15 protein-coding genes are annotated in these 26,190 nt (G+C 70.1%); 7 read left to right on the top strand and 8 right to left on the bottom strand.

From position 1 onward, the window contains the following. Positions 1–6 precede the first annotated feature (6 nt). Together ACQQ2N_RS21105 and ACQQ2N_RS21110 are read right to left on the bottom strand one after the other, a co-directional pair. The gene (locus tag ACQQ2N_RS21105; protein ID WP_440223549.1) at positions 7–2,526 is read right to left on the bottom strand and encodes a circularly permuted type 2 ATP-grasp protein; all 2,520 of its coding nucleotides are present in this window, start codon (positions 2,524–2,526) and stop codon (positions 7–9) included. After that, positions 2,523–5,885, bottom strand: coding sequence for a DUF2126 domain-containing protein (locus ACQQ2N_RS21110; RefSeq protein WP_440223550.1), 3,363 nt, complete (start codon positions 5,883–5,885; stop codon positions 2,523–2,525). Before ACQQ2N_RS21110 ends, ACQQ2N_RS21105 begins: the two co-directional genes overlap by 4 nt. A gap of 409 nt (positions 5,886–6,294) precedes the next feature. Between ACQQ2N_RS21110 and ACQQ2N_RS21115 the strand changes: the two genes are divergently transcribed. From ACQQ2N_RS21115 to ACQQ2N_RS21135, 5 genes are all read left to right on the top strand, one after another. Next, complete coding sequence (locus ACQQ2N_RS21115) at positions 6,295–7,152, top strand: hypothetical protein (RefSeq protein ID WP_440223551.1); 858 nt, start codon at positions 6,295–6,297, stop codon at positions 7,150–7,152. 11 nt (positions 7,153–7,163) lie between these two features. Further along, on the top strand, positions 7,164–8,387 hold the full coding sequence (locus ACQQ2N_RS21120) for a DUF4785 domain-containing protein (protein ID WP_440223552.1): 1,224 nt from the start codon (positions 7,164–7,166) through the stop codon (positions 8,385–8,387). A gap of 160 nt (positions 8,388–8,547) precedes the next feature. Further along, positions 8,548–9,366, top strand: coding sequence for a glycosyltransferase family 2 protein (locus ACQQ2N_RS21125; RefSeq protein WP_440223553.1), 819 nt, complete (start codon positions 8,548–8,550; stop codon positions 9,364–9,366). A 133-nt stretch (positions 9,367–9,499) separates the two neighbouring features. Then, positions 9,500–12,463: an outer membrane protein assembly factor BamB family protein gene (locus tag ACQQ2N_RS21130; protein ID WP_440223554.1), complete on the top strand. Its 2,964-nt coding sequence runs from the start codon at positions 9,500–9,502 to the stop codon at positions 12,461–12,463. Positions 12,464–12,611: 148 nt separating this feature from the next. After that, positions 12,612–15,554 (top strand): outer membrane protein assembly factor BamB family protein, encoded by a 2,943-nt coding sequence (locus tag ACQQ2N_RS21135; protein WP_440223555.1) that lies wholly within the window; start codon positions 12,612–12,614, stop codon positions 15,552–15,554. A 51-nt stretch (positions 15,555–15,605) separates the two neighbouring features. Here ACQQ2N_RS21135 and mgtE read toward each other — a convergent pair whose 3' ends face one another. Together mgtE and ssb are read right to left on the bottom strand one after the other, a co-directional pair. Then, on the bottom strand, positions 15,606–17,051 hold the full coding sequence (gene mgtE, locus ACQQ2N_RS21140) for a magnesium transporter (protein ID WP_440223556.1): 1,446 nt from the start codon (positions 17,049–17,051) through the stop codon (positions 15,606–15,608). A gap of 253 nt (positions 17,052–17,304) precedes the next feature. Continuing rightward, positions 17,305–17,844 (bottom strand): single-stranded DNA-binding protein, encoded by a 540-nt coding sequence (ssb, locus tag ACQQ2N_RS21145; RefSeq protein ID WP_440223557.1) that lies wholly within the window; start codon positions 17,842–17,844, stop codon positions 17,305–17,307. Positions 17,845–18,053: 209 nt separating this feature from the next. Between ssb and ACQQ2N_RS21150 the strand changes: the two genes are divergently transcribed. Both ACQQ2N_RS21150 and ACQQ2N_RS21155 read left to right on the top strand, forming a co-directional pair. Continuing rightward, entirely contained in the window at positions 18,054–19,079 is a 1,026-nt protein-coding gene (locus ACQQ2N_RS21150; RefSeq protein WP_440223558.1) for an XdhC family protein, read from the top strand. Between the two features lie 32 nt (positions 19,080–19,111). Next, positions 19,112–20,122, top strand: a complete 1,011-nt coding sequence (locus ACQQ2N_RS21155; protein WP_440223559.1) for a polyprenyl synthetase family protein — start codon at positions 19,112–19,114, stop codon at positions 20,120–20,122. 185 nt (positions 20,123–20,307) lie between these two features. Here ACQQ2N_RS21155 and murD read toward each other — a convergent pair whose 3' ends face one another. From murD to ACQQ2N_RS21175, 4 genes are read right to left on the bottom strand one after another with little or no spacing between them, the layout of a single operon-like run. Then, on the bottom strand, positions 20,308–21,672 hold the full coding sequence (gene murD / locus ACQQ2N_RS21160; protein WP_440223560.1) for a UDP-N-acetylmuramoyl-L-alanine--D-glutamate ligase: 1,365 nt from the start codon (positions 21,670–21,672) through the stop codon (positions 20,308–20,310). Positions 21,673–21,677: 5 nt separating this feature from the next. Further along, positions 21,678–23,018, bottom strand: a complete 1,341-nt coding sequence (gene murL, locus ACQQ2N_RS21165) for a UDP-N-acetyl-alpha-D-muramoyl-L-alanyl-L-glutamate epimerase (protein WP_440223561.1) — start codon at positions 23,016–23,018, stop codon at positions 21,678–21,680. Further along, positions 23,005–23,469 carry a hypothetical protein gene (locus ACQQ2N_RS21170; protein ID WP_440223562.1) on the bottom strand — a complete coding sequence of 155 codons (465 nt, stop codon included), beginning with the start codon at positions 23,467–23,469 and terminating at the stop codon, positions 23,005–23,007. Before ACQQ2N_RS21170 ends, murL begins: the two co-directional genes overlap by 14 nt. Next, a complete protein-coding gene (locus ACQQ2N_RS21175; RefSeq protein ID WP_440223563.1) occupies positions 23,466–26,078 on the bottom strand; it encodes a bifunctional aspartate kinase/diaminopimelate decarboxylase in 2,613 nt (870 codons plus the stop codon). Before ACQQ2N_RS21175 ends, ACQQ2N_RS21170 begins: the two co-directional genes overlap by 4 nt. Positions 26,079–26,190 lie beyond the last annotated feature (112 nt).

Genomic DNA, 26,190 nt, shown 5'->3' on the forward strand with positions numbered 1-26,190 from the left:
CGCGCCTCAGGTCGAGAAGGTGCGCTGGCTGACGTCGTCGACATGCGCGAAATACCTCAGGTTGAGCTGGTCGGACAGCGTGCGTGACAGATCGGCCGCCTGCGTGGCGAGATCGGCGATGCCGAGCATCGCGTCGCCGCGGCCGCGCTCGCCGAACAGCGAATCCTCGAGCGCCGAGAGGTCGCATTCGCGCAGGCGCCGCTCGATCGCGGCGAGCACGTCGAGGCCATCCGGCGCATCGGGCAGCGCGGCGAACTCGCGACGCAACTCGGCGACCTGGAACAGCACCGAATGCGGGTTGGCCGGATCGCACAGCACGAGGTCGAGCGTCGGGATCAGCTGTGGCGCGGAGAGATAGCGCGCGCGGTAGGTGATGATCGAGTCGGCGAGTTCGAGCAGCCATTCGAGCGTGGCGTGGTCGGCGCCGGCCGGGTGACGCATGACGCGCGCGACGACGTCGCCGAGGAACTGCAGCCGCTCGAGCCGGCGCGCGATCATGAGGAAGCGCCAGCCGTCGTCGCGCGTCATGTCGTCGTGGGCGAAGCCCGACAACGCCGAGATGCCGAGCAGCAGGCGGTCGAGCACGTCGAGCGCGTCGCCGAGGCCGAGCTGGTCGACCGACAGCGCCGCGGTCTCGCGCTGCAGCTCGAGCAGCGCGCGCCAGTTCTCCTGCGAGAGCCGCCCGCGCACCTGTGCGGCCGACCAGTACAGGCGGCTCAGCGTGCCCGGCAGACTGCCCGGTGAATCGGGGTCGGCCACCGACGCGAGCAGGCGGCGGCGCAGTGCGCTGTGCCCGCGCAACATGCCGAGCGAGCGGCAGGCATCGATCGCGGCGTTGAACGAGGGGTTGGTCGTGCCACTGTCGACGTAGCGCGACAGCACCACGCGCAGCAGGCGCACGGTGTCGTCGGCGCGTTCCGAGTAGCGGCCGAGCCAGAACAGGTTCTCGACGAGGCGCGACGGCAGGAAATCGTCGCGGCGCACGAGGTCGCTCGCGCGGATCTCGCGACGGTGCGCGCCGTCGTCGCCGTGCGGCGTGTCGGCGAGCACCCAGGTGTCCTTGCTGCCACCGCCACGCTGCATCGACACGATGCTGGTGTCGTCGCGCCCGGCCACGCGCGTGAGCGCACCGGGCATGACCGTATAGCCGTTCGCGGTCGCGACCGCGTAGACGCGCATGCCGATCGCGCGCGGCACGATGCGCGCGCGTGCACCGGCGCTCTGCCAGACCGGCGCCTGCGACATCTGCACGAGTTCCTGCGCGACGTAGGCCTGCGGCCGCGCACGGATGCGCGCGCGCAGTTCGGCCAAGCGCGGCTTGCCGAGCGTGTCGCCGAACAGCGGCTCGAAGCGCTGCGACGGGTACGCGCCCTTGATGACGAGGCGTTCGAGCGCCTCGAGCGCTTCCTCGCGCACGGGTGCCTCGCCGCACCACCACGTCGCCACCGATGGCATCGCCAGCGGCTGACCGAGCAGGCGTTCGCAGATGCGCGGGAGGAATCCGGACAGACCCGGCGATTCGAGCACACCGCTGCCGAGCGCGTTGGCCACGAGCACACGGCCCGCGCGCACGACGTCGAGCAGGCCCGGCACGCCGAGCGCGGAATCGCTGCGCAGCTCGAGCGGATCGCAGTAGTCGTCGTCCATGCGGCGCAGGATCGCGTGCACGCGCTTGAGGCCGCCGAGCGTCTTGAGATAGACCGTATCGCCGCGCACCGTGAGGTCGTGGCCTTCGACGAGCGGCACGCCGAGGTAACGCGCGAGGAACACGTGTTCGAAATAGGTTTCGTTGTAGCGCCCCGAGGTCAGCAGCACCGACAGCGGCGACTCGCCATCGGTGGTCGGGGCAAGGCGCCGCAGCGTGGCCTGCAGTTCGCCGAAGAAGCCGGCGAGCTGCTGCACCTTGAGTTCGCGGAACAGCTCAGGGAACGCGCGCGAGACGATCTGGCGGTTCTCGAGCGCGTAGCCTGCGCCGGAAGGCGCCTGCGTGCGGTCGGCGACGACCCACCACGTGCCGTCGGGCGAGCGCGCGAGGTCGGCCGCGTAGACGTGCAGCCAGCGCCCGCCGGGCGGCGTGATGCCGTGGCACGGCCACAGGAAGTTCGGGTGGCCGAACACGAGCTCGCTCGGCAGCAGGCCTTCGCGCAGCAACTGCTGCGGGCCGTAGAGGTCGCCGAGCACGGCGTCGAGCAGCGTCGCACGCTGTGCGATCTTGGCGGAGAGGCCGGCCCATTCCTGCGCGCCGATGATGTTCGGCAGCAGGTCGAGCTCCCACGGGCGGTCGGCGCCCTTGGCATCGGCATAGACGTTGTAGGTGATGCCGTCTTCGCGGATCTGCCGCGCCACGAAGTCGCTGCGGTGGCGCATCTGCAGCGGCGTCGAGGCCTCGAGGTCGGCGAGCAGGCGGCGCCAGTGCGGGCGCACGGTGCCGTCGGCGTCGAGCATCTCGTGGAAATGGCGCGGGTTGCGCTCGTACGCCGCCAGCAGCGAGGAATGCGCGGCGACGGGAGCGGGCGTTTCGGTCATGACGTGTTGCGCAGGTCCAGCGTGAACGGATGTTCGGGACCGGTCGCGGCCACCGGCGCATCCAGCGTGCCCGGCGTGTGGCCGAGACGGAAGAAGCGGGCCAGGCGGCGACTCTCGGCCTCGAACGCGTTGACCGGGAACGTCGCGTAGTTCCTCCCTCCCGGATGCGCCACATGATACTGGCAGCCGCCCAGCGAGTGCTGCGACCAGGTGTCGACGAGGTCGAACACGAGCGGTGCGTCGGGGCGCAGCGTCGGATGCAGGCTCGACGCCGGCTGCCAGGCCTTGTAGCGCACGCCGGCGACAAATTCGCCGACCGTGCCGGTCGGGCGCAGCGGCACGCGACGGCCGTTGCAGGTCAATGCATAGCGGTCCGGCGCGAGCCCGCGCAGCTTGACCTGCAGGCGCTCGACCGACGAATCCACGAAGCGCACGGTGCCGCCGATCGCGCCCTCCTCGCCCATCACGTGCCAGGGCTCGAGGGCGTGGCGCAGTTCGAGGTCGATGCCGCGCACCGTGTAATCGCCGACCTTCGGAAAGCGGAACTCGAGGTGCGGTGCGAACCAGTCGGCCTCGACCGCATAGCCCGCACTGCGCATCTCGGTCACGACGTCGGCGAGATCCTGCTCGACGAAGTGCGGCAGCATGAAGCGGTCGTGCAGCTCGGTGCCCCAGCGCGCGAGACGCTCGGGCGCGTAGGGCTTCTGCCAGAAGCGCGCGACCAGCGCGCGCAGCATCAGCTGCTGGGCCAGGCTCATGCGCGCGTGCGGCGGCATCTCGAACGCGCGCATCTCGAGCAGGCCGAGGCGGCCGGCGGGACCGTCGGGCGAGTACAGCTTGTCGATGCAGAACTCGGCGCGGTGCGTGTTGCCGGTGACGTCGATGAGCAGGTTGCGCAGCAGGCGGTCGACCAGCCACGGCGGCACGTCGGCGCCCTTGCCCGGGAACTGGCGGAACGCGAGCTCGAGCTCGTACAGCGAATCGTTGCGGGCCTCGTCGACGCGCGGCGCCTGCGAGGTCGGGCCGATGAACAGGCCCGAGAACAGGTACGAGAGCGACGGATGGTTGTGCCAGTACGACAGCAGGCTGCGCAGCAGGTCCGGACGGCGCAGGAACGGCGAATCCGAAGGCCGTGCCGCGCCGAGCACGAAATGGTTGCCACCGCCGGTGCCGGTGTGGCGACCGTCGATCATGAACTTCTCGGCGACCAGGCGCGTCTCTCGCGCGGCCTCGTAGAGGTGCGTGGTGCGCTCGACGAGATCGTCCCAGCGCGTGGCCGGGTGGATGTTGACCTCGATGACGCCGGGGTCGGGCGTCACGCGAAACACCTCCAGGCGCGGATCACGCGGCGGCTCGTAGCCTTCGAGGATCACCGGCGTGCTGAGCATGGCCGCGGTCGCCTCGATCGCGCCGACGAGTTCGAGGTAATCCTCGAGGCGCTGCAGCGGCGGCATGAACAGGTAGAGGTTGCCGCCGCGCGGTTCCGCACACAATGCGGTGCGCGTGATCGCCGCTGCCGATTCGCGCGGTGCGGGCGGCTTCGGCGCACTCACGGTGGTGGTGCCGACGCGGGCCGACGACGGCCGCGCGGTGAAGCGCTCGGGCGACGCGGCGACGCGCGGCTGCACCACGCCGACACGCGCGACGCCACCGATCTGGCGACGGATCTCGGCATGCGCCGGCAGCGGAGGAAGCGCCTGCATCGGGTCGACCGGCTGCACGTAGGGGTAGTCGGTCTCGGCGACCCAAGGCTGCGAATCGAGCGGCAGGCGGTATCCGAGCGGCGAATCGCCGGGCACGAGCAGGCAGTGCTCGGTGCGCAGGAACCACGGGCCGCTCTGCCACTCGCCGAGTGGCCGCGCGATCGGCAGTACGTGGCCGACGACCTCGCCGAGGCCACGCTCGAACACCCGCATGACGCGCTCGCGCTCGAGCGGATCGGACAGGCGGGGATCCGACGGATCGACGTTGCCCGGCAGGCGGCGCTCGCGCCACAGGTAATAGAAGAGGTCCTCGTAGGCCGGGAACACGTGGTTGCCGTCGACGGCCAGGCGCGCCGCGACCTCGCGCAGGAACGTGGCCGCGGTCGCAGCGTCGGCCTTGCCGCGTGCACGCTCGTCGGCGATCAGCGCGCGATCGTTCCAGATCGGATCGCCGTCGCGGCGCCAGAAACAGTTGAGCGACCAGCGCGGCAGCTGCTCGCCCGGGTACCACTTGCCCTGGCCGAAGTGCGGCAGGCCTTTCGCGGCGTAACGGTCCTTGAGCTTCCAGAACAGGTCCGCGGCACGCACGCGCTTGCGCGGGCCGAGCGCGTCGGTGTTCCACTCCGCGCCGTCGGGATCGTCGGAGGCCACGAAGGTCGGCTCGCCGCCCATGGTCAGGCGCACGTCGAAACGCTCGAGGTCGGCGTCGACCTTGCGGCCGAGTGCCTCGATCGCGGCCCATTGCGCGTCGGCGTACGGCTTCGTCACGCGCGGCGACTCGTGCAGGCGTCGCACCGACATGTCGTGGCCGAACTCGACCTCGCTGGGATCGACACCGCCCGTGATCGGTGCGGCCGAGGTCGGTTCCGGCGAGCACGCGAGCGGGATGTGGCCTTCGCCCGCGAGCAGGCCCGAGGTCGGATCGAGGCCGATCCAGCCCGCGCCGGGCAGGTAGACCTCGCACCACGCATGCAGGTCGGTGAAATCGGCTTCGGTCCCGCTCGGGCCGTCGAGTGACTTCACATCGGCGACGAGCTGGATCAGGTAACCGGAGACGAAGCGCGCGGCGAGGCCGAGGTGGCGCAGCAGCTGCACGAGCAGCCAGGCCGAGTCGCGGCACGAGCCCGAGCCGAGTTCGAGCGTCTGCTCGGGCGCCTGCACACCCGGCTCCATGCGGATCAGGTAGCGGATGTCGCGGCTCAGGCGCTGGTTGAGGTCGACGAGGAAGTCGGCGCTCGCACGCGGCGTGCGCGGGATCGTCGCGAGGTAGGCCTCGAAGCGCGGCGACGGCGGCAGCTTGACGAGGTAAGACGTCAGCTCGCGACGCAGTGCAGCGGGGTACGCGAAGGGGATCTTCTCGGCGAGCGGATCGAGGAAGAAGTCGAACGGATTGAGCACCGACATCTCGGCGACGAGATCCACCTCGACGCGGAACGCGCGCGTCGGCTCGGGGAACACGAGGCGCGCGAGGTAGTTGGCCTGCGGATCCTGCTGCCAGTTGATGAAGTGGTCGGCCGGTTCGACGCGCAGCGCGTACGACAGGATGCGCGTGCGGCTGTGCGGCGCGGGGCGCAGGCGCACGACCTGGGGGCCGAGATGGACGAGGCGGTCGTAGCGGTAGTGCGTGACGTGGTTCAGCGCGACATGGATCGACACGGACGGCTCCGGGTGGCGGTGGTCGAGGCGACGCTGTTGGGACGGCCGGATGCGGCACCGCACGAAGGCGCGCGAAGGCCTCCTCCCTGCCCTACGCGGCACGCGACGATCGACGACCCGGTCGCCGCACCATAGCAAATTTGCGCAGTGCAACGTGGCGCTTCCGCGAGCCCGCAGCGGACACGCGAATGCGAAGTGGAGCACAAGCTTCAAACAATCGTTTGACCATCGCGCGATGCGCGTCCAAGATCGGCGGGCGCCCACCATCCGGGAGGGAATGGAAGGCGCCGTGAGGGGTTGTCACCGCTTCGCCAGCGCGCAGCGACGGCAGGGACCGCCGTACCGGTACGCGCCACGAGGCCCATCAGAAGGGCCCGCCACGCATGCGGGCCGCACCGGGAGGGATTCAATGATCCGATACGCACTCGTGCCGCTGCTCGCGCTCGGCACCGCCAACGCGCATGCCGCGCACGCCGGCACCGGCGTCGCCTTCGTCCACGGGACCGGCGCGCAGACCAACGCCTACAACGACTACTGGCAGCCCGAGATCGTCAACACCGTGCGCCAGGGCCTGACCAACCAGGCCAACTACACGGTCATCAACTGCGACTTCACCCAGTACATGTGGGACAGCCGCGCCGCCGGCTGCCTCGCCACGCAGCTGACGAGCTTCGTCAACAGCCGCAACATCACCGACCTCGTCGTGATCACGCACTCCAACGGCGGCAACGTCATGCGCTGGATCATGTCCAACCCGACCTACGACAGCCGCTACCCGAACATCATCGCGAAGGTGCGCTGGGTCAACGCGCTCGCGCCGTCGAGCGCGGGCACGCCGCTCGCCGACGCCGTCATGAACGGCAACATGTTCGAGTCCGCGCTGGGCTGGCTGCTCGGCTACAAGAACGACGGCGTGCGCATGCAGCAGTCGAGCTGGATGGCGCAGTACAACCAGAACAATCTCTACGGCACCGCGGGTCGGCCGGCGCTGCCGAAGGGCTTCTGGAACGTCGTCGGCACCGATGTCTCCTCGGGCATCTTCAGCTCCAACGCCTATTGCGGCGGCTACACGCAGAGCGTCGGCCTCGAGATCACGCAGAACTGGTTGTCGAGCTGCTCCGACGGCTTCCTCAACTGCACGAGCCAGCAGGCCGCCGGCTCGCTGTGGTTCCGCGACACGACGCGCACGGGAGGCAAGGTGCTCAACCACAACCAGAGCCGCCGCGCCTGCTTCGGCCTCGACACCATCCTGCGCAACGACCTCTGAGGAGCCATGCCATGAAGAAGATCCTTTCCAGCATGATCCTCGCCGCGCTGTGCGCCGGAAGTGCCCACGCCGCCGATCTGCAGCGCCTGCTGCCCGCCTCCGCCGGCGACCAGGTGCCGCAGCGCCTGCAGACGCTCGGTCTCGCCAAATCGGCCACCGCCTCGCTCGACCGCACGCCGAGCGCGATGTCGTGGGCGATCGATCCCGCGCAGGCGCTCGAAGCACGCCCGACCGCGTTCACGGCCGAGAGCCGCGAGTACTGGATCGACGCGAGCGCTGCCGAATTGCGGGCTGGCGTGAACCTCGCCACGAGCGCGCCGGGCGCCCTCGTGCGCCTGAGTCCGCGCGAAGGCAATGCCGCAAAACTCGACGCGTCGGCGCTGACGTTCCGCGCCAAGGGCCGCACCTGGACCAGCGCCGAAGCCGTGCACGGCGCCGCCGACCAGGACGCCTTGCGCGCCGCCGGCATGCAGGCTCCCGAAGGCACGGTCGTGCTCAAGCTCGATGCCGCGCTCGGCGAAGGCACGATCGAACTCGTCGCCGCGCAGGCCTCGGGCGATTACCTCGTGCACGTATTCGAGCCGGCCAGCCCGGTCGTGATGTCGCTCGCCGCCGAGCGCGACGCGGTCGTCGCGGGCGACAGCCTGCGCGTGCGGGCACGCGTCGAAGGCGCCACCCTCGACCGCCTCGAAGGCCTGCTCACGGCACCGAACGGCGCGAGCCAGCCTGCCGTGTTCACGCGCGACGCCGACGGCAGCTTCGTCGCCTCGGTCACGCCCGACGCCGCTCGCGCGGGTGGCCACGGCCTCTGGGAAGTCCACGCGTTCGGCAACACGAACGGCGCCAAGGGCAGCGTGCAACGCGATGCCCGCACGGCGTTCGCGGTGGCCGTCGCATCGGCGCGCCTGGACGGCGATGTCGAGGTCGTGTCGACGGCGTCGCGCAAGGCCGGTGGCGTCACCGTGCGGGTCGGCATCGAGGCCGCCGATGCGAGCCGCTACCAGCTCGCCGGCGTGCTCTACGGCACCGCAGCCGACGGCAGCCTCAAGCCGGCATCGGTCGCCCACGCAGCGAAGTGGATCGATGCCGGCCGCGGCACGATCGATCTCGCGTTCGATGCGGGTTCGATCGCCGGCGGTATCCGTGCGCCGTTCGAGGTACGCGACCTGCGCCTCGTCAACCAGGCCGACATGAGCCTGATCGAGCGTCGCGAGCGCGCCGTCGCGGTGCGTTGATGTCGTGACGGACGGGGCGTCCGGCGGCTGCCGGGCGCCCCGCTCGCGGGGGCCGCCGCGCGCTCATCGCGGCAATGTTTCGTTCGAACAGGCTGCGACCATCGTGCCCGCAGCGACGTCCTGTGGCGATCCGCCCGCCGACGGCGCCTGGACACACGACGTGCGCATCGCCCTGCTCGTCCTCACCTACAACTGGCCCGAAGCGCTCGCGCGCGTGCTCTCCAGCGCCGCGAAGCAGACGCGCCCACCCGACGAGATCCTCGTCGCCGACGACGGCTCCGGCCCCGACACCGCCGCCTGCATCGCGGCGTTCGCGGCGACCACGAGCATCCCGGTCCGCCACCTCTGGCAGGACGATCTCGGGTTCCGCGCCGCGCGCTGCCGCAACCTCGGCATCGCCGCGACCGCCGCCGACTACATCGTCATGATCGACGGCGACATGCTGCTGCACCCGCATTTCATCGAGGACCACGCGCGCTTCGCGCGACCGGGCACGTTCCTGCAGGGCGGCCGCATCCGCTCGACCGCGGCCGCGACGGCCGGCCTGCTGGCCGGTGCCAGACCCGTGTTCGCGCCGTGGTCGCGTGCCGACTTCCGCGCGTTCGACGGCATCCGCCGCCACTACGCGTTCCGCGCACTATGGCTGGCCCGCTGGAAGGCGAACGCCGCGAGTGGCGGCCGCGTCATGAGCTGCAACATGAGCGCCTGGCGCGCCGACCTCGTGCGCGTGAACGGCTTCGACGAGGGCATGGTCGGCTACGGCGCCGAGGACCGCGAACTCGCCGCACGCCTCGCCAACGCCGGCGTGCGTCGCCGCGCGCTCAAATGGGCCGCCCTCGCCGTGCACCTCGAGCACGCCACGCGCGCGCAGGACGACGTCGACGCACCCGACCTGCCGAACAACCGGCGCTACGAGGCGACGCGTCGAGACCGATTGATCTGGTGCGAGCGCGGCATCGCGGATCACGTGGCGGCGTGATCGCGTCACCGGGCCAGGCGATCGTCGTGTTCGCCGGCACTGGGCCAGGCTGCATGTAAATCCTTGTCATGCCGCCAGGGTGGACTGCGGATCCATGGTACAACCCGCGCCGGGGACATCCAGGAAGGACACCATGGAAGCATCGAGCACGGTCCGCCTCGCGACGCTCGTCGCGCTGGCGTGGGGATTCGCGGGCGCCGCAAACGCGCAGTCGCAGGAATGGGAGACGCTGATCGAGGGAAGCATCGGCACGGTGCCCTGGAAAAGCGACACGGCCCGCGCCGTCATGGTCGATTCACCGACCGGCCCTCTGGTGTCCATGGTCGGCGAAGCGATGCAGGCCACACCCGGCGTCGTTCGTGTCGATCCGGCCACAGGCGCTCCGCTATGGCGCGCGATGCTCGGCCATACAACGGAAGCGCTCGGCGTCGAGCAGCGTCTGGTTGGCGGTCCGGGCCGCAGCTCCCTCGTACTCGGCCTGTCGATCACCAAGCTTGCCGCCGACGGCTCGCGGCTCTGGTCCGCAGCCGGTGACCAGACGTACGCCATCGGCATTGGCGATACCCACGTCGACGCGGGTGTGCTGCTCGACGACGGCGACGCGGTCGTCGCGATACGCACGGGCCATCGCGTGGAGATCCGCCAGTTGGCGTCCGCATCAGGCGTGACACTCGCGCGGTTGACGTTGCCGCGGCATGCATCGCAAGTGGGCGCCGGCTGCCACGTGCGCAACATGATGTCATCCGGCCCTGCGGCCTTCCTCGTAGGAGGATGCCCGACGCGCATCGCACGCATCGACACGTCGCCGCTGCGCATCACGTGGAGCACCGAGGCCACGTTCACAAACGTCGCCGTGCCGCTTCACGTCGACGCAACGGGCGCGTATGCCGTCGACACCGTGCCGTCCATCCGCAAGTTCGACGTGACGAGCGGCGCTGCGCTGTGGAGCGTGGATCGAGAGGGCCAGTATGTCCGCTCGCTGGCGGCGGTTCCGGGCGGCGCCCTCTTGGCCGTCACGAACGGTCAACTCGAGGCCCTCGATCGCACGTCGGGCGCGGGCTTGTGGGTACACGCGGTGAGTGGATACGTCGGCGCCCCGTCCGCGACTGCAGCAGGCCTCGTTGTCACCAGTCGCATCTCGTCGGAGCCGCCGGCCGCGTTCGTGGAGCGCCTCGATCCGACATCGGGCAGCGTGCTGTGGCGGACGATGCTCGACTCCCCCGGCTGGGACGACGTGCAGCTCGACCGCGCAACGCTCGTCGGCCCCCGCGTCGTCGCACTCGGCACCCGTTGTCGCGACTCGCTGACGATCATGCGCTGTGAGGTGGCGACCTGGCAGGGGCAGGCGGATGGCACGGGCTTCACGCCGACCTCATTGACGCTGCCCTCCAGCGTCGTCGCCGCGACCCAGCGCGCGGGCGACGGCTCGACCTGGACCGCCACACTCGAATGGGCATCGACGGGACAGCAACTCCGCCTGCGCCGATATCGCGAGACCGACGGCGTGGTGCTCGCCGAGTTCACGCATGCGGCACCGATGCCGGCCCTCACGCCGTTCGCGGCGAACGTCATCACGCTGAAGATCGGCGGCGACGGCCATCCGGTCGTGCTGTATTCGACAGACCTCGGCGGAATACAGGGCGTGTTCACCGACGCGAACCTGATGAAGTTCCACGGCATCACGGGGGCACTCCTCTGGCAGCGCCCCCTGCTCGACCTGCAGCAAGGGCAGATCGGCATCGGCGCGACGCTAGTCGGTTCGGACTCGACGGGCGACGTCCTCGTTTCGTTGCACGAAGGGTTCCCGAACCACCCGATGACAGGAGAGTCCAACGATCGGCGATCGATCCTCAAGCTCGACACGCTGACAGGCACGCCCGCCTGGACAACGTCGTTCAGGAAACCATTCTTCCCGGCATGGTTCACGCCGAGCCCGCCGTACGCGCTGGTCGTCGGTGATGACCTGGTGGTCCACGAGCTCCCGGATGACACCTCGATTCCGCCCTGGCGCGGTCTGGTGAAACTCGCGGGATCGACCGGCACCATGGCGTGGTCGGTCGCGTCGACGGCGAACATGCTCACCTATGTGCCGGACGCTTCCGCCATCGTCACGACGAGCACGAGTGCACCGCTGGTCGTCCGTCGTATCGATACGTCCTCGGGGGCCGTCGCCTGGACCACGACATACGAAGGGTTTCCCGATGAGCAGTTCTTCATCTACGGTGTCCTGCCGAGCCCGCAGCACGGCCTCTACGTCCTCGGCGGAGTGCGTCGCGAGTATCAGTTCGCGACCGCCACGCGCGTGACGAGGGGGATCGCTCTCGCGTTGGACGCGGTCACCGGCGCGATCGCATGGAGCAATCGTTTCGACGACAACCCGATGAGCGATACCAGCAGCTTCATTCCGCGCATCGTGGTCGGGAGCACGGTTTATGGCAGCCAGAGCTATTACGCGAACATTTCGTTCGGCAATGGCTTCGCGCTGACCGCGCTTTCGATTCAAGACGGCACGACCGACGGCAGCCGGTTCATGCACCATCAGCCGCTGGTACTCCCGCACCGGGATGATTCCGGCCCCGGGTTCTTGCTGGGACGTGAAGGGGATGCTGGCATGCTGTTCGCCTCTTCGCTCAACGTGCATCACGAAAGGCCCGTCACGGCCAAGCTCGCACGTCGTGCGATCGCACCCGCCACGTCGGGCGCACTCGCAGTGAATCTGGCGGTGACGCCGGCCACCTCGGACGGCGACCTCGTCCTCGACCTGAGATTCACGACGGTGAATGCCGGAGCGACCGCGGTGCAGGATGTCGACGCCTTGCTCACGCTTCCCGCAGGCGCGATCGTGCAGTCGACGGCATGCACGATCGCAACGCTTGCGTGCTCCGTCGCCACGATGCCGACGACGCTCGAAGGCCATTTCGACCTGCCGGCCGGCGCCGAACTGACGATCACCGCTCGCCTGCTTGTCAGCGGCGGTGTTCTCAACGCGATACACGCGAGCGCGTTCGGCCCGTTCTCGTTCGCGGAGACGACGCTCAAGGACAACATGGCCTACGCGTCGTACACCGACACGATCCATCGCCACGGCTTCGACTGACTCGGACCGTCGCCGGTCGCGCGCGGGTCAGCCGGGTAGCTGATCCGCGCGAAGCACGGCACCGCGCGCATTCCGACGTCACCCGGCGGTACGCTGAAGAATGCACTCCGCACAACATCGCACCAAGGGAAACAGGGGACTCGTGGGCATGCGCAATCGACGGATCGAGGCGGCGACGGCCGCCCTCCTGCTGGTGTCGTCGTACGCACCGCAGGTCCTCGCGGGCAATCCCGCGTGGAGCGTCGTGACCGATGCCGCGACGGGGCCGGCACCATGGTCGCGCAACGACGCGCGACCCGATCTCATCGAATCGCCGGGTGGCCCGTTCCTGCCGATCCTGCGCGAGGTCATGAACGACACGCCTTCCGTCGTGAAGCTCGAGGCGTCCGGCGCAACGCGGTGGCGCACCACGTTGCCCCACCATCCGGAAGCCGGACGAGTGCCCCAGCGTGTCGTCGCCGGTCCCGACGGAAGCGCCCTCGTGATCGGAGCGGCCGTCTCCCTGCTCGATGCCGACGGCCACGTGTCGTGGTCGACGGTCGGCCGGCAGTGGGAATACCAGGTCAACGTGGACAAGATCGATACCGGCGTGGTGCTCGACGACGGCAGTGTCGTGCTCGCCGTCCGTTCCGGCACACGCACCGTCTTCCGCCATCACGACGCCGCGACCGGCAGGCTGCTGGCCACGATGCGGGTGGCGCAGGCCTCATCCGACACGTCGTGCGGGACGCGAGCCATGGCCGGCGACGGCACCGCCGTGTACGCCGTCGTGGGTTGTACCTCGCGCCTGATCCGCCTCGACATTCCGACGGCATCGATCGCGTGGAGCGTCGACCTGCCCATCACGGCACTCCTGGTCGACACGTCGAGCGTCTACGTGTCCAGCGATTCCACGCTGCGCAAGATCTCGACGGCCGACGGCCAGACGCTCTGGAGCGTCGACGGTCCCGAAGGCGGGCCGGCGTTCGACGCCCTCGTGCGCATGGCGGACGGCTCGATCCTCGGCCGCCGCGGCGCCACGCTGGAGGCCCTCGATGCCGCAACGGGCGCCACGCGCTGGACGCACGCCGCCGCAGGCAGCCTCGGCCTGCCCACGGTCGGCGCAGGCGGCGTCCTCGTCCCGGGCCGCGATGCCGCGCCATCCGGCAACACGCCTATCGCCTACGTGGCGGCGCTCGACCCCGAAGACGGCTCGCTGCTCTGGCGCGCCGACGCGGTGTCGCCCGAGTGGGACGAACTCATCGTCGATCGTGCCGTCGCGGACGGGGCCGACATCGTGGCGGTCGGCACGCGATGCCGTCGCACTGAATACGGCGAAACCTGCGAAGTCGCGACCTGGCATGGTTCGGCCGGTACATCGGCCCCCTGGAGCGCCTCGCCGGTCATGGTGCCCTCCGGGGTCGTCGCGACGTGGCTGTTCGACCAGGAAGGCGGAACGGCCCTGGCCGCGGCACTCGAATGGGGAAGTGCCGGACAGCAGCTCCACCTGCGCGAATACCGACTGGCCGACGGCACGCTGATCGCCGAGTCGACCCGCCCCGCGCCCATGCCGGTGCTTTCTTCCCTTTCGTCGACACGCCTGGAGATCAAGCGCAACGCGCACGGGGATGTCGCTGTCCTCGTCGCGGGCGGCCCCTACTGGTACGGGGGGACCGGAACCGACGCCACCGTGATGCGGATCGACGGCGCGGGTGGGGCGACGCTCTGGCAGCGCCCGCTGCTGGATCACGCCTCGGGGCAGATCGACGTCGCGGCCTCACTTGCGGCGATCGATTCGTACGGCCATGTCGTGGTCGCCGTGCACGAAGGTTTCCCGAAGCTTCCATGGGGTGCTCCGTCGCAGGACGTGCGTCACCTTACCCGCCATGCCTCCGCCGACGGCGCGATCCTCTGGCGCAAGACGTTCGCGCCCCCATCACCGTTGTGGGTTCCGACAAGCTACCCACCCTCCGCGTACGCACTCGGCGACGACCTTATCCAGCTCGAACCCGCCCTCGGCGAATCCGCCTACGGCATCGCGCGCATCTCCGGCGACGATGGCAGCGTGACGTGGAGCCGACCACCGGCGGGAGGCATGACGCACGTGCCGGATGCCGGCACCATCGTGCACACGACGTTCAACGACGTGATGCTGGCCGTCACGAGCATCGATGCATCGACCGGCTCGACGCGCTGGTCGACCCCGCCGATCGGATCGACCACGTCCCGTTACAGCCCGTATGCCGCGATCACGAGCGCGGCGCAGGGCGGGCGCATCATCGTCGGCGGGCGCCGCGTGGATTCGAGCCTGCCGGCCCCGGGCGGGCGCGGCTTCATCACGATGCTGGACGCCACCACCGGCGCCGTCGTGTGGTCGAACGACCTGGCCGACAGCCCGTTCGGAGCGATCGCGACCGCCAACCCGAAGGGTGTCGTGGACGGCATCCTCTACGCGACCCAGCAACGCAGCTTCCCGACGTCGGAATACGTGCTGGCCCTCACGGGATTCGACGCCGCGACCGGCGAACCCGTTGGCACGCGCCCCGCCCTGCGCCAGTCCTTAAACCAGCCGCATCGCGACGACCGCGGCGGTTTCGTCTGGTCGCTCGGCACCGACGGCCAGGTGGCGCTCGCATCGAACCTGCACGCCCGCCACGACGCGCCTCCGGCGCTCAGCATCGCCCGTCACGCGCTCGCGGCCGGCAGCAGGAGCGAACTGCACGTGTCGCTCGACGTCGCGGCGCAGGCCGCCGGCGACGGGCTGGTACTCGACCTCGTCGCGACGACTCGCAACGACGGGCCCGACGCGGTCGACGACGTCGACGCGATGCTGGTCGTGCCGCAGGGCGTGGTGGTCGAGGCGGTGACCTGCACGCTCGACGGCGTGCCGTGCACGGCCGTGGAACGCGCGACATCGATCGAGGTGCGTCGAGCGCTGCCCGCAGGGGCCGTACTGGTCGTGTCGGCCAGATTCCTCTGGGACGATGGCTCGGCGATGCTCGATCTGGGTGCCAGCGCGTTCGGACCGTTTTCGACCGTCGAGACGCGCCTCGACGACAACGTCGCGACCCACAGCCTGCGCGACAGGATCATGCGGACCGGCTTCGAGTGACGCGCCGCCGGCGACGTGGCGCGCCCGCATCGCATGCGGCGCGCACGACCGTCAGATCAGGAACAGCGTCGCCAGCCCGAGGAAGATGAAGAAGCCGCCGCTGTCGGTCAGCGCGGTGATCATGACGCTCGCGCCCATCGCGGGGTCGCGGTCGAAGCGGATCAGCGTCATCGGGATCAGCACGCCCATGAGCGCGGCGAGCAGCAGGTTCAGCGTCATCGCCGCGGTCATGACCGCACCGAGCGCGGCGCTGCCGTAGAGCAGCCACGCGACGAGGCCGATCACGCCGCCCCAGATGATGCCGTTGAGCATCGCGACGCCGAGCTCCTTGCGCAGCAGGCGCTTGGCGCTGCCGGTCGAGATCTGGCCGAGTGCGAGCGCACGTACGATCATCGTGATGGTCTGGTTGCCCGAGTTGCCGCCGATGCCGGCGACGATCGGCATCAGCGCGGCGAGCGCGACGAGCTTCTCGATCGACTCCTCGAACACGCCGATCACGCGCGAGGCGACGAACGCGGTGACGAGGTTGATCGCGAGCCAGGTCCAGCGGTTGCGCAGCGAGCGCCACACCGAGGCAAAGATGTCCTCGTCCTCGCGAAGGCCACCGCGGCTCAGCGTCTCGGCATCGCTCTCCTCGCGGATCACGTCGACCATCGCATCGACCGTGACGCGGCCGATCAGGCGTCCTTCGGCATCGACGACGGGCGCCGAGACGAGGTCGTAGCGCTCGAAGGCCTGCGCGGTGTCGAAGACGTCCTCGTCGGGGCGGAACGTGTTGGCGTCGGCCGCCATGACCTCGGCGACCTCGCGGTTCGGGTCGTTGACCAGCAGCCACTTGAGCGGCAGCACGCCGGTGAGCACGTTGTCGGTGTTCACGACGAACAGCTTGTCGGTCTGTTCGGGCAGTTCCTTGAGGCGACGCAGGTAGCGCAGCACGACCTCGAGGGTGACGTCCTCGCGGATCGTGACCATGTCGAAGTCCATGATCGCGCCGACCTGGTCCTCGTCGTAGGACATCGCCGCGCGGACCTGCTCGCGCTCCTCGACATCCATGCGCTGCATGAGCTCGTGGACGACCTCCTCGGGGAGGTCCTCGGCGAGGTCGGCGACCTCGTCGGCATCGAGCTGCTCGGCCGCGGCGAGGATCTCGGGCGTGTCCATGTCCGCGAGCAGCGACTCGCGCACGACATCGGAGACCTCGAGCAGGATCTCGCCGTCGCGGTCCGCCTTTACGAGGTGCCAGACGTGGATGCGGTCGTCGGGCGGCAGCGCCTCGAGGATGCGCGCGACGTCGGCCGGGTGCAGTTCGTCGATCTCGCGCTGCAGCTCGGCGAGGTTCTGGCGGTGCACGAGGTTGTCGACGATGTCCTGGTGCAGCCCGGACTGGCGGTGCGTGAGCTCCTCGACGACGCGATGGCGGCGCAGCATCTCGATCACGCGCGCGAGGTGCCCCTGCAGCTGCGTGGTCGTCTTGGCGCTGGTGTCGTACTCGCTCATCGTGCGCTCCGTCCGGCCGGACGGGCGCCCGGCAGGGTCAAACGGTCAGGATCGGGGTGAACCGGCGTGGTTCGGGACGACTCGGGGAGTCCATGACATGAGGCCTGCGGCCGCCACGATCGGCGGGCGCGCATGATAGCGCGCGGCCGTGCGGGCCGGGAGGGGTGAAGCACCGCCTCTCGGCACCAGGCGTGAAACGAAAGAACCCGCCACGGGGGCGGGTTCCTGATCGTCGGCGGAGGTTCGGGACACCTCAGAACGGGATGTCGTCGTCCTCGAAGCTGTCGTTGCGCGCAGGCGGCGGGGCCTGGCGCTGCGGCGCCGACTGCGGACCACGCGCGGGAGCGCGCTCGTAGCCGCCACCACCACCACCGTAGCCACCGCCACCGCCCGAGCCGCCGCTGCGCTCGCCGCGATCGCGGTTGAAGCCGCCGCCACCGCCTCCACCACCGCCCTCGTTGCCGCCGAGCATCTGCATCTCGTTGGCGACGATGTCGGTCGAGTAGCGCTCGACGCCGTCCTTGTCGGTGTACTTGTTCGTGCGCAGCGAACCTTCGATGTAGACCTGACGGCCCTTCTTGAGGTATTCGCCGGCGATCTCGCCGAGACGGCCGAACAGCGTCACGCGATGCCACTCGGTGCGCTCCTGGTTCTCGCCGGTCTGCTTGTCCTTCCAGCTCTCGGAGGTCGCGAGGCGGATGTTCGTGATCGCCGAACCGCCCGCGGTGAAGCGTGTCTCCGGATCCGCGCCGAGGTTGCCGACCAGAATCACCTTGTTGATGCCGCGTGCCATGCTGCGCTCCTCGGGGGTGTGGCGTGCGGACCCGCGTCCGCCGGTCGCGAAGCTTACCAGAGGGGGCAAGGACCGGCCTCGGAGAGGCCGCCGCGTCCGCGCGTAGGAAATCACCGACGCGGCGCCTTGCGCCGCGCCGCGCTAAGCCTTATGTCGACCTGTCGTGCCGCGCCGGCACGGCCACCCGACCTTCCACGAGCCCGCGCCGCATGACGCCAGCCGACACGCCTTCCCCCGCCGCCGCCCGGGAACCCACGGGAAGCACGCGCGCCGTGTTCGAGGCCGCGCTCGGAGCGGGTAGTGGCGCGACACTCGCGATCGTCGTCGAGACGGAGGGTTCGACCTACGTCCGCCCCGGCGCGCTCGCATTGTTCGGTGCCGAAGGACTCCAGTCAGGCTGGCTCAGCGGCGGCTGCATCGAACCCGAGATCGCGGTGCGTGCGGTCGAGGCAGCGGCGGCGAAACGGCTCGAATGGATGGACGTCGACACGCGTGACGACGAGGACCTGTTCGCAGGCTCCGCGGTCGGTTGTCGCGGCCGCCTGCATCTCGCCCTGTTGCCGCTCGACGCGATGCCCGGCTGGCAGGCGGCAGCCCGCACGTGGCTGGCACGCACGGACGAACTCGTGATCGAGATCGCGGCCGATGGCGCGATCGCATGGCGCGTGGGCGGCACATCGCTGCAGTGGCAGCTCGTCGCAGGGACACGTGACGACGTGACGCAGGTCGCGGGATGGTCGCTTCACATCGCGCCGCCGCCTTCGGTGCTCGTGCTCGGCGCCGGCCCCGAGACGCCGACGCTGCTGCCGCTCATGCGTCGCATGGGCTGGCTGACCACGCTCGTCGAGCGGCGCCCACGCTGGATCGATGCCTCGGCGCTCGCCGACCACGCGATCGCCGAAGCACCGGCCACTGCGCTGCGTGGCCTCGACGCGGGCCGCCACGACGCCGTGCTCGTCATGCACCACAACTTCGAGCTCGATCGCGAGGCTCTCGAGGCACTCGCCGACGCGCCGATCGCCTACGTGGGCCTGCTCGGGCCGAACCGTCGGCGCGAAGACCTGTTCAGCGTGCTGGCCGCGGGCACGCGCGAGGCACTCGGCACGCGCCTGCACTCACCGGTCGGCCTGCCGCTCGGCGGCCATGGACCGGAGGCGATCAGCCTCAGCATCGTCGCGCAAGTGCAGGCATGGCTGCATGCCTCGACGCAGGACACCGCCGCCACCCCGCTATAATCGGCGGCGACCGCATCGCCTGGATCACGCTTTTGAGTTCCGCTCCCGCCCTTCCCGACGCTCCTTCGACCCTGCGTGGCTTCGCCGACGTGCAGGCGTTCGCCGCCGCCGACATGGCCGCGGTGAACATGCTGATCCGCACGCGCCTCGCATCGGACGTGGTGCTGATCAACCAGATCGGCGAGCACATCATCGGCGGCGGCGGCAAGCGCCTGCGCCCGATGCTGCACCTGCTCGCCGCACGCGCCTGCGGCTACACCGGCGACCACCACGTGCCGCTCGCCGCGCTGATCGAGTTCATCCACACCTCGACGCTGCTGCACGACGACGTCGTCGACGAATCCGACCTTCGCCGCGGCCGCAAGACCGCCAATGCGCTGTGGGGCAACGCTGCGAGCGTGCTCGTCGGCGACTTCCTGTACTCGCGCTCGTTCCAGATGATGGTCGAGCTCGACAGCATGGAAGTCATGCGCATCCTCGCCGACACGACCAACCGCATCGCCGAAGGCGAGGTGCTGCAGCTGCTCAACATCGGCAACCCCGACACCACCGAGCGCGCCTACCTCGACGTCATCGAGCGCAAGACCGCCGTGCTGTTCGCCGCGGCGACGCGCCTCGGCGCGGTGCTCGCGGGACTGTCGCGCGACCAGCAGGATGCGCTCGCGCAGTACGGTCTCGATCTCGGCTACGCATTCCAGATAGCCGACGACGTGCTCGACTACACCTCCGATGCCGACACGCTCGGCAAGAACATCGGCGACGACCTCGCCGAAGGCAAGCCGACGCTGCCGGTCATCCACGCGATCACGCACGGCACGCCGGAGCAATCCGCGAGCCTGCGTCGCGCGATCCAGAGCGGCGGCCTCGACTCGCTCGACAACATCGTCGCGGCCATCCACGACTCGGGCGCGATCGCCTACGCGCAGTCGCTCGCGCATCGTTACGCCGCATCGGCGAAGGCCGCACTCGATGTGCTGCCGCCCTCGCCCGCGCGCGATGCACTCGCGCTGCTCGCCGACTACGCGATCGACCGCACGTCCTGAGGCGTTCGCGGGGCGCTCCGCCCCCGCGACGACGAAGCACCGCCAGACGCTGCGATCACGCGGTTCACGGCGGAATCCGCTGCGCGGGTTCCGCCCTACCCGTCAAGCCTGATCATGTAGCGCGGAACCGCCGCAGGCGATTCCGCCGTGACCTGCGCCGACGTCGCAGGCACCCGCTGGTGGCGTCAGGCGATGCCGAGCCCTTCGATCTGCCCGATCACGTCGGGATCGAATCCGCCGAGCATCGCGAACACGCGGCCGCGTTCGGCGTAGTCGTGGAACTGGTCGAAGCTCGGTGCGCCGGGCGAGAGCAGCACGATGCCGCCGGCCGGCGTGACGCGGCGCGCGGCCGCGACCGCTTCGGCGAGCGTAGCGACGACGCGCAATGCGCATGCGGGTGCATGCTCGCGCAGCACGGCGGCGATGCGTGCCGCACTCGCACCGTTGGCGATGATCGTGTGGGGCGGTCGCGAGGCGACCTCCTCCGCGAAGGGTCGCCAGTCCAGGCCGCGATCATGACCGCCGACGAGCAGCGTGATGTCGCGTCCTTCGAGCGTGTGCAACGCCTCGAGCGTGGCCTGCGGCGTCGTCGCGATGCTGTCGTCGACCCACGTGAAGCCGGCACTCGTGCCGAGCGTCTGCAGGCGATGCGGCAACGGGCGAAACGTCGCGAGATGCGCGGCCGCCGCGTGCGCGTCCTCGCCGAGCGCGTCGATCGCGGCGAGCGCGGCGCAGGCATTCAGCGCATTGTGCGGGCCCGGCAGCGCGAGCAGCGCGCGATCGAACACGGGCAGGCCTGCATGGGCGAGTGCACCGGTGGTCGGCTGCCAGCCGCGCTCGTCGCCGAACACGTGGCGACGCGGATGCAGTGCCGTCGTGTGAAGGATTTCTTCGGACGAGGCCGGCACGACGATCGCGCGCGACGCGTCCACGAGGGCGAGCTTGTCGGCGACGTAGCGCGCACGGTCACCGTGCCAGTCGAGGTGCTCCTCGTAGACGTTCGTGATGACGCCGACCTCGACACCAGTCGCCTCGCGCGTCTGGAAACTCGACAGCTCCACGACCCACCACTCGGGCGCCTGCGGCGGATCGAGCAGTTCGAGCAGCGGCATGCCGATGTTGCCGGCGAGCGCGACGCGCCGACCGAGGCCGCGCAGCAGATGCGCGACCAGCGCGCTCGTCGTGCTCTTGCCCTTGGTGCCGGTCACGGCGACGACACGCGCGAGCGGATGCTCGGCGAACCACAACGCCGTGGACGAGGTGAAGCGCGTGCCGTTGCGGCGCGCCTCGAGGATCTCGGGGCGATACGCACTGATGCCCGGCGATTTCACGACGACATCGTAGGCAGACAGGTCGGCCACGCTCGGCGGCGCCGACTCCACGCGTGAGGCGAGCCCGTCGGCACGTGCACGCTCGGCCTCGTGCGGCGGACACAGCAGCACGGGTTCGAGCGACGGCACGCGTGCACGCAGCGCGGCGAGCACGGCGCGGCCTTCGCGACCGTAACCCCACACCGCGACGTGCTGCCCGGCGAGGTCGACGATGCGCACCGGCCTCAGCCCTGCTCGACGAACGGCACGAGCGCGTCGGGGATGCGGTGTTCGCCCGACGCTGCGAGCAGCGGCTCGATGACAAGATCCGATGCCGGCAACTGCGGGCGGATCTCGGCCGCGAAACGCGCGACGAGCGCGTCCTCGCGCCACTCGGCACGCCGCGCGAGGAACGCGAACGCGGCACGCGACTCGCGCGCCTCGCCGACGCATTCGAACGGCTTGTGGTCGCGGTACTCGATCAGCGCGTCGAAGCCGCCGGCCTGCGCCGTGTCGTCGAGCAGGTTGCGGCCGAAGATGCCGAGCAGGCGTGGTTTGGGCATGAACGGCGCGAGCGCGAGGAACACGAAATGGCACTTCGGGCACTGCCCGCACCAGCGGTCGGCCGGCTTCGGCCCGAGGATGCGGAAGTTGCGGTTGCAGCTCGAGAACACGTCGTCGTACGCCGACGTGCGCGCGAAGCGTTCGGCGACCGCGAGTTCCGACAGCGGGCGCAGCAGCGAGTAGTAGCGCAGGTCCGCGGCGATGCGCGACTCGATCAGCGCGCCGAACGCGCGCTCGAAGTCCCAGCCCTTGCTCCACTGGTGATTGACCGCACGGCCGTCGACCTCGAGCGTCGCGCTCGATGCCGAGCGCTCGTTCGAGAACGCGATCGCGTCGTAGCCGTAGAGGATCGCGGCGACGACGAGGATCGCCGAGTTGATCGCGGTAACCGGCACGTGGCCATTCCACGCACCGGCACGGTTGTAGTCGAACAGCACCGGCGAGACCTGGCGGCCGAGATTGAGCGTCGCGAAACCCGTGCGCGTCGCGCAGGCCTCGATCAGCGGCGAGGTGCCGATCCACGTCGCCGTCGCCGGTTCGCCGGCACGACGCAGCAGTTCGACGCTGACGAGTGAATCCTTGCCACCGCCGATCGGAACGAGCGTGCGTCGCGGCAGCGCGAGCGCGGCCGCCCGCGCATCGCCGCTCGCCGGCGACGAGGGGAAACGGATGCGCTCGCGCAGGTCGAGCCTGTTCTGCCACGCGAACTCGCCGAGGCCGTGCAGGTACAACGCATCGAGGAACGCGGCGGTCGACGGCGACGGCGCCTCGCCGTCGACGACGATCTCGCCCGGCACGCCGGCCTTGTAGTAGCTGACGCCGGCGACGAAGTGCAGCAGTGCGAGCGCGCGGGCGAAGGCTTCGCGGCGCTCGGGCGAAGGCTGCGGCGCGCCCGGGAACGCGATGCGCTCGACGAGCTCGGGGCCGTCGTCGAACGCGTAGACGAGGCTCGCCTCGCCATCGACGTAGTCGTGGCGGACGAAGCGGAACGTGCGCGCCGCACGCGGATCAGCGAGTGTCACGTGAAAGCTCCTTGCGGCGCAGCGCGGCGATCGCCTGCGCGAGTCCCGCAGTCAACGGAAACGACAACCAGCCCGTCGCACCGAGCGAGGCGAGCATGAAGAACACGATCTGGCCGGCGACGCTCCACGCGCCGCTCTCGCCGAAGTACGCCCGTGGCCCTGCCGCGATCATGAGCGCGACCACGAGCAGCACGCCGAACAGCACATGGGTCAGCGCGGCCATGCCGAGGCCGGTCAACCAGGCGCCCTCGCCCGCGACGGCACGACGCTCGAGCGCCGGCCAGCGCCACCATGCGACGAGCTGCGCGGCGATGACGCCGGGCGCGGCGAGTGCGGGAGCGCGCCACGGTGTCTCGAGCAGTTCGCCCTGGAACACGACCCACGCGAGCAGCAGCGCCGCGACCAGCGGCGCCAGCAGCGCGGCCAGGTGCAGCCACGCGCGGGCGTTCACGGCAGCACGATCTCGGCGGCCGGTTCGCGCAGGTTGTAGCGCGACGCCATGACCGCACCGTAGGCACCGGCTTCGGCGACCAGCACGACGTCACCCTCCGCACACGTCGCGAGGCGGCGGTGGTTGCCCAGCGTGTCGCCGCTCTCGCAGATCGGGCCGACCACCTGCACGACCTCGCCGGGCGCGTCGTCGAGGCGCGTGAGATTGACGATGTCGTGCCAGGCCTCGTACAGCGCGGGACGGATCAACGAGTTCATGCCCGCATCGAGCCCGACGTAGCGCACGTCGCCCTTGCGCTTGAGTTGGGTCACGCGCGCGAGCAGCACGCCGGCTTCCGCGACGAGGTAACGGCCCGGCTCCATCCACAGCTTGAATTGCGGGTAGGCCTGCTTGACCTCGGCGAGCGCCGCGGCGAGCGCATCGAGATCCAGCGGTGCGTCCTCGGGCCGCGACGGCACGCCGAGGCCGCCACCGAGATCGAGCACTTCGACGCGGTTGAACTGCTCGGCGAGGCTGGCCATCTGCACGTAGACGCTGCGCCAGTGCTGCGCATCGAGGATGCCCGAGCCGAGGTGGGCGTGCAGCCCGGTGATGCGTGCGCCGTGCGTGCGTGCATGCGCGCGGAACGCCTCGATCTCGTCGAGCGACACGCCGAACTTCGACTGCGCGCCGCCCGTCTTGACCTTGTCGTGGTGGCCGCGGCCAGCGCCGAGGTCGACGCGCAACAGGATGTCGTGGCCGGCGAAATCCGCACCCCATTCGGCGATCGGGTGCAGTGCGTCGAGGGTCACGCGCACGCCGGCCGCGAGCGCGGCGCGGTACTCCTCGCGCGGTGCGAAGTTCGGCGTGAACAGGATGCGTTCGCACGGCAGGTCCGGCAGCGTGCGGCGCACGTGCTCGACCTCGTCCCACGACACGCATTCGAATGCGAAACCTTCGGCATGCAGCGCGCGCAGGATGTCCGCATGCGGATTGGCCTTGAGCGCGTAATGCCAGCGGTCGACCGCGCCGATCGCGGCGAGACCGCGTGCCTGCGCACGCACGTGGCCGAGGTCGTAGACGTAACGCGGCGTGGCCTCGGCGGCGATCGCGAGCAGGTCGTCGCGGCGGGTGCGCCACCACGTCGCACGCGCGTCGTCGCCGGCGCCGTGCGCGAGCTCGCGCCAGCTCGGCCCGAACACGGCGGCGTCGTCCACGCGCATCGCCTCGGCGCGGATCAGCAGCGCGTGCAGGCGCGGGATCAGCGCGTCGGCGAGCGCCTCGTCGACGACGAAGGTGAGGTTGAGGTTGTTCGACGACTGCGAGATCAGGTGCACGTCGAGCGCACCGAACTCGGCGAGCACGGCCGACAGCTTGTGCAGCATCGAGCGCATGCCGCGGCCGACCACCGTGACCGCCGCGCATGGCGCGATGACCTTGACGCGGCAGAACGGCTCGAGGTCGGCGCACAGGCGCGACAGCACGTCGGAGGTCAGCAGGTTGTCGGACGGATCGAGCGACACGGTCACGTTGGTCTCGGCCGAGCCGATCAGGTCCACCGACAGGCCGTGACGCTTGAACGCATCGAACACGTCGGCGAGGAAGCCGACCTGCTGCCACATGCCGATCGATTCCATCGACACGAGCGTGATGCCCTTGCGCGAGCTGATCGCCTTGATGCTCGTCGCCGCATGCGCGACGTTCGGGCCGATCGCCGTGCCGGGCAGCTCGGGACGGTTGGTGTCCTTGATCACGAGCGGCACGCGCACCTCGCGCACCGGATGGATGCAGCGCGGATGCAGCACCTTGGCGCCGGTCGTCGCGATCTCCTGCGCCTCGGCGTAATCCAGCCGCGACAGCAGGCGCGCATCGGGCACCTGGCGCGGGTTCGCGCTGAACATGCCGGGCACGTCGGTCCAGATCTCGACCGCCTCGGCCTTGAGCAGCGCGCCGAAGTACGAGGCCGAGGTATCGGATCCGCCGCGGCCGAGGATCGCCGTCGCGCCGTCGTCGTGGCGCGCGATGAAGCCCTGCGCGATGAACACGTCACCACGTGCCGCGAGCGCCGTGGCGACCGCGGGATCCGGCGCGACCTCGACCGAGGCCGACAGCCAGCGTCCCCACGCACCCTGGTTCGGCTGCGGGCGGGCGAGGAAGAACTCGCGCGAATCGAGCCAGTGCGTGGTCAGTCCGCGCGCGTTGAGGTACAGCGCGCCGAGCGTGCTCGACAGCAGCTCGCCGTGGGCGAGCAGTTCGGCCTGCCACGACAGTTCGCCGGCCGGACGACGCGCGTCGCCGAGCAACTGGTCCAGGCGCGCGAGCCAGCCATCGAGCGCATTGCGCGACGGCAGCTGCATGTCGCGGTACAGCGCATGGTGGCGCTCGACGATGCCGAGGTAGAGCTCGCGGCAGCGCGATGCATCGGCGTGCGCCTCGCCGATCGCCTTGAGCTGGTCGGTGATGCCCGACAGCGCCGACACCACGATGAGCACCCGTTTGCCTTTCGCGCGATGGGCCCCGACGATGGTGGCGATGTTGTCCCAGCGCGGACGCGTGGACACGCTGGTGCCGCCGAACTTGACGACGATCCAGGGAGCGTCGGTCGGCAAGGTCTCCGTCGGGAGGTTCACGGGCAGGATTCTCGGGCTCGGTCGAAAGGGACCGGCATTCTTGGATGCGTCGCAGCAAAACGCAATCGCGCGTGCGTCTGGGCGTCCAAATGCCCGATCGGCGCCCCCGGCA

The organism is Dokdonella aquatica, from assembly GCF_051987395.1.
Lineage (GTDB): Bacteria > Pseudomonadota > Gammaproteobacteria > Xanthomonadales > Rhodanobacteraceae > Dokdonella.

Coding starts and splice junctions, on each gene's coding strand:
- ACQQ2N_RS21115 (WP_440223551.1), top strand. CDS start 6,295: ATGATCCGATACGCACTCGTGCCGCTGCTCGCGCTCGGCACCGCCAAC.
- ACQQ2N_RS21135 (WP_440223555.1), top strand. CDS start 12,612: ATGCGCAATCGACGGATCGAGGCGGCGACGGCCGCCCTCCTGCTGGTG.
- ACQQ2N_RS21150 (WP_440223558.1), top strand. CDS start 18,054: ATGACGCCAGCCGACACGCCTTCCCCCGCCGCCGCCCGGGAACCCACG.
- ACQQ2N_RS21105 (WP_440223549.1), bottom strand. CDS start 2,526: ATGACCGAAACGCCCGCTCCCGTCGCCGCGCATTCCTCGCTGCTGGCG.
- ACQQ2N_RS21130 (WP_440223554.1), top strand. CDS start 9,500: ATGGAAGCATCGAGCACGGTCCGCCTCGCGACGCTCGTCGCGCTGGCG.
- ssb (WP_440223557.1), bottom strand. CDS start 17,844: ATGGCACGCGGCATCAACAAGGTGATTCTGGTCGGCAACCTCGGCGCG.
- ACQQ2N_RS21120 (WP_440223552.1), top strand. CDS start 7,164: ATGAAGAAGATCCTTTCCAGCATGATCCTCGCCGCGCTGTGCGCCGGA.
- mgtE (WP_440223556.1), bottom strand. CDS start 17,051: ATGAGCGAGTACGACACCAGCGCCAAGACGACCACGCAGCTGCAGGGG.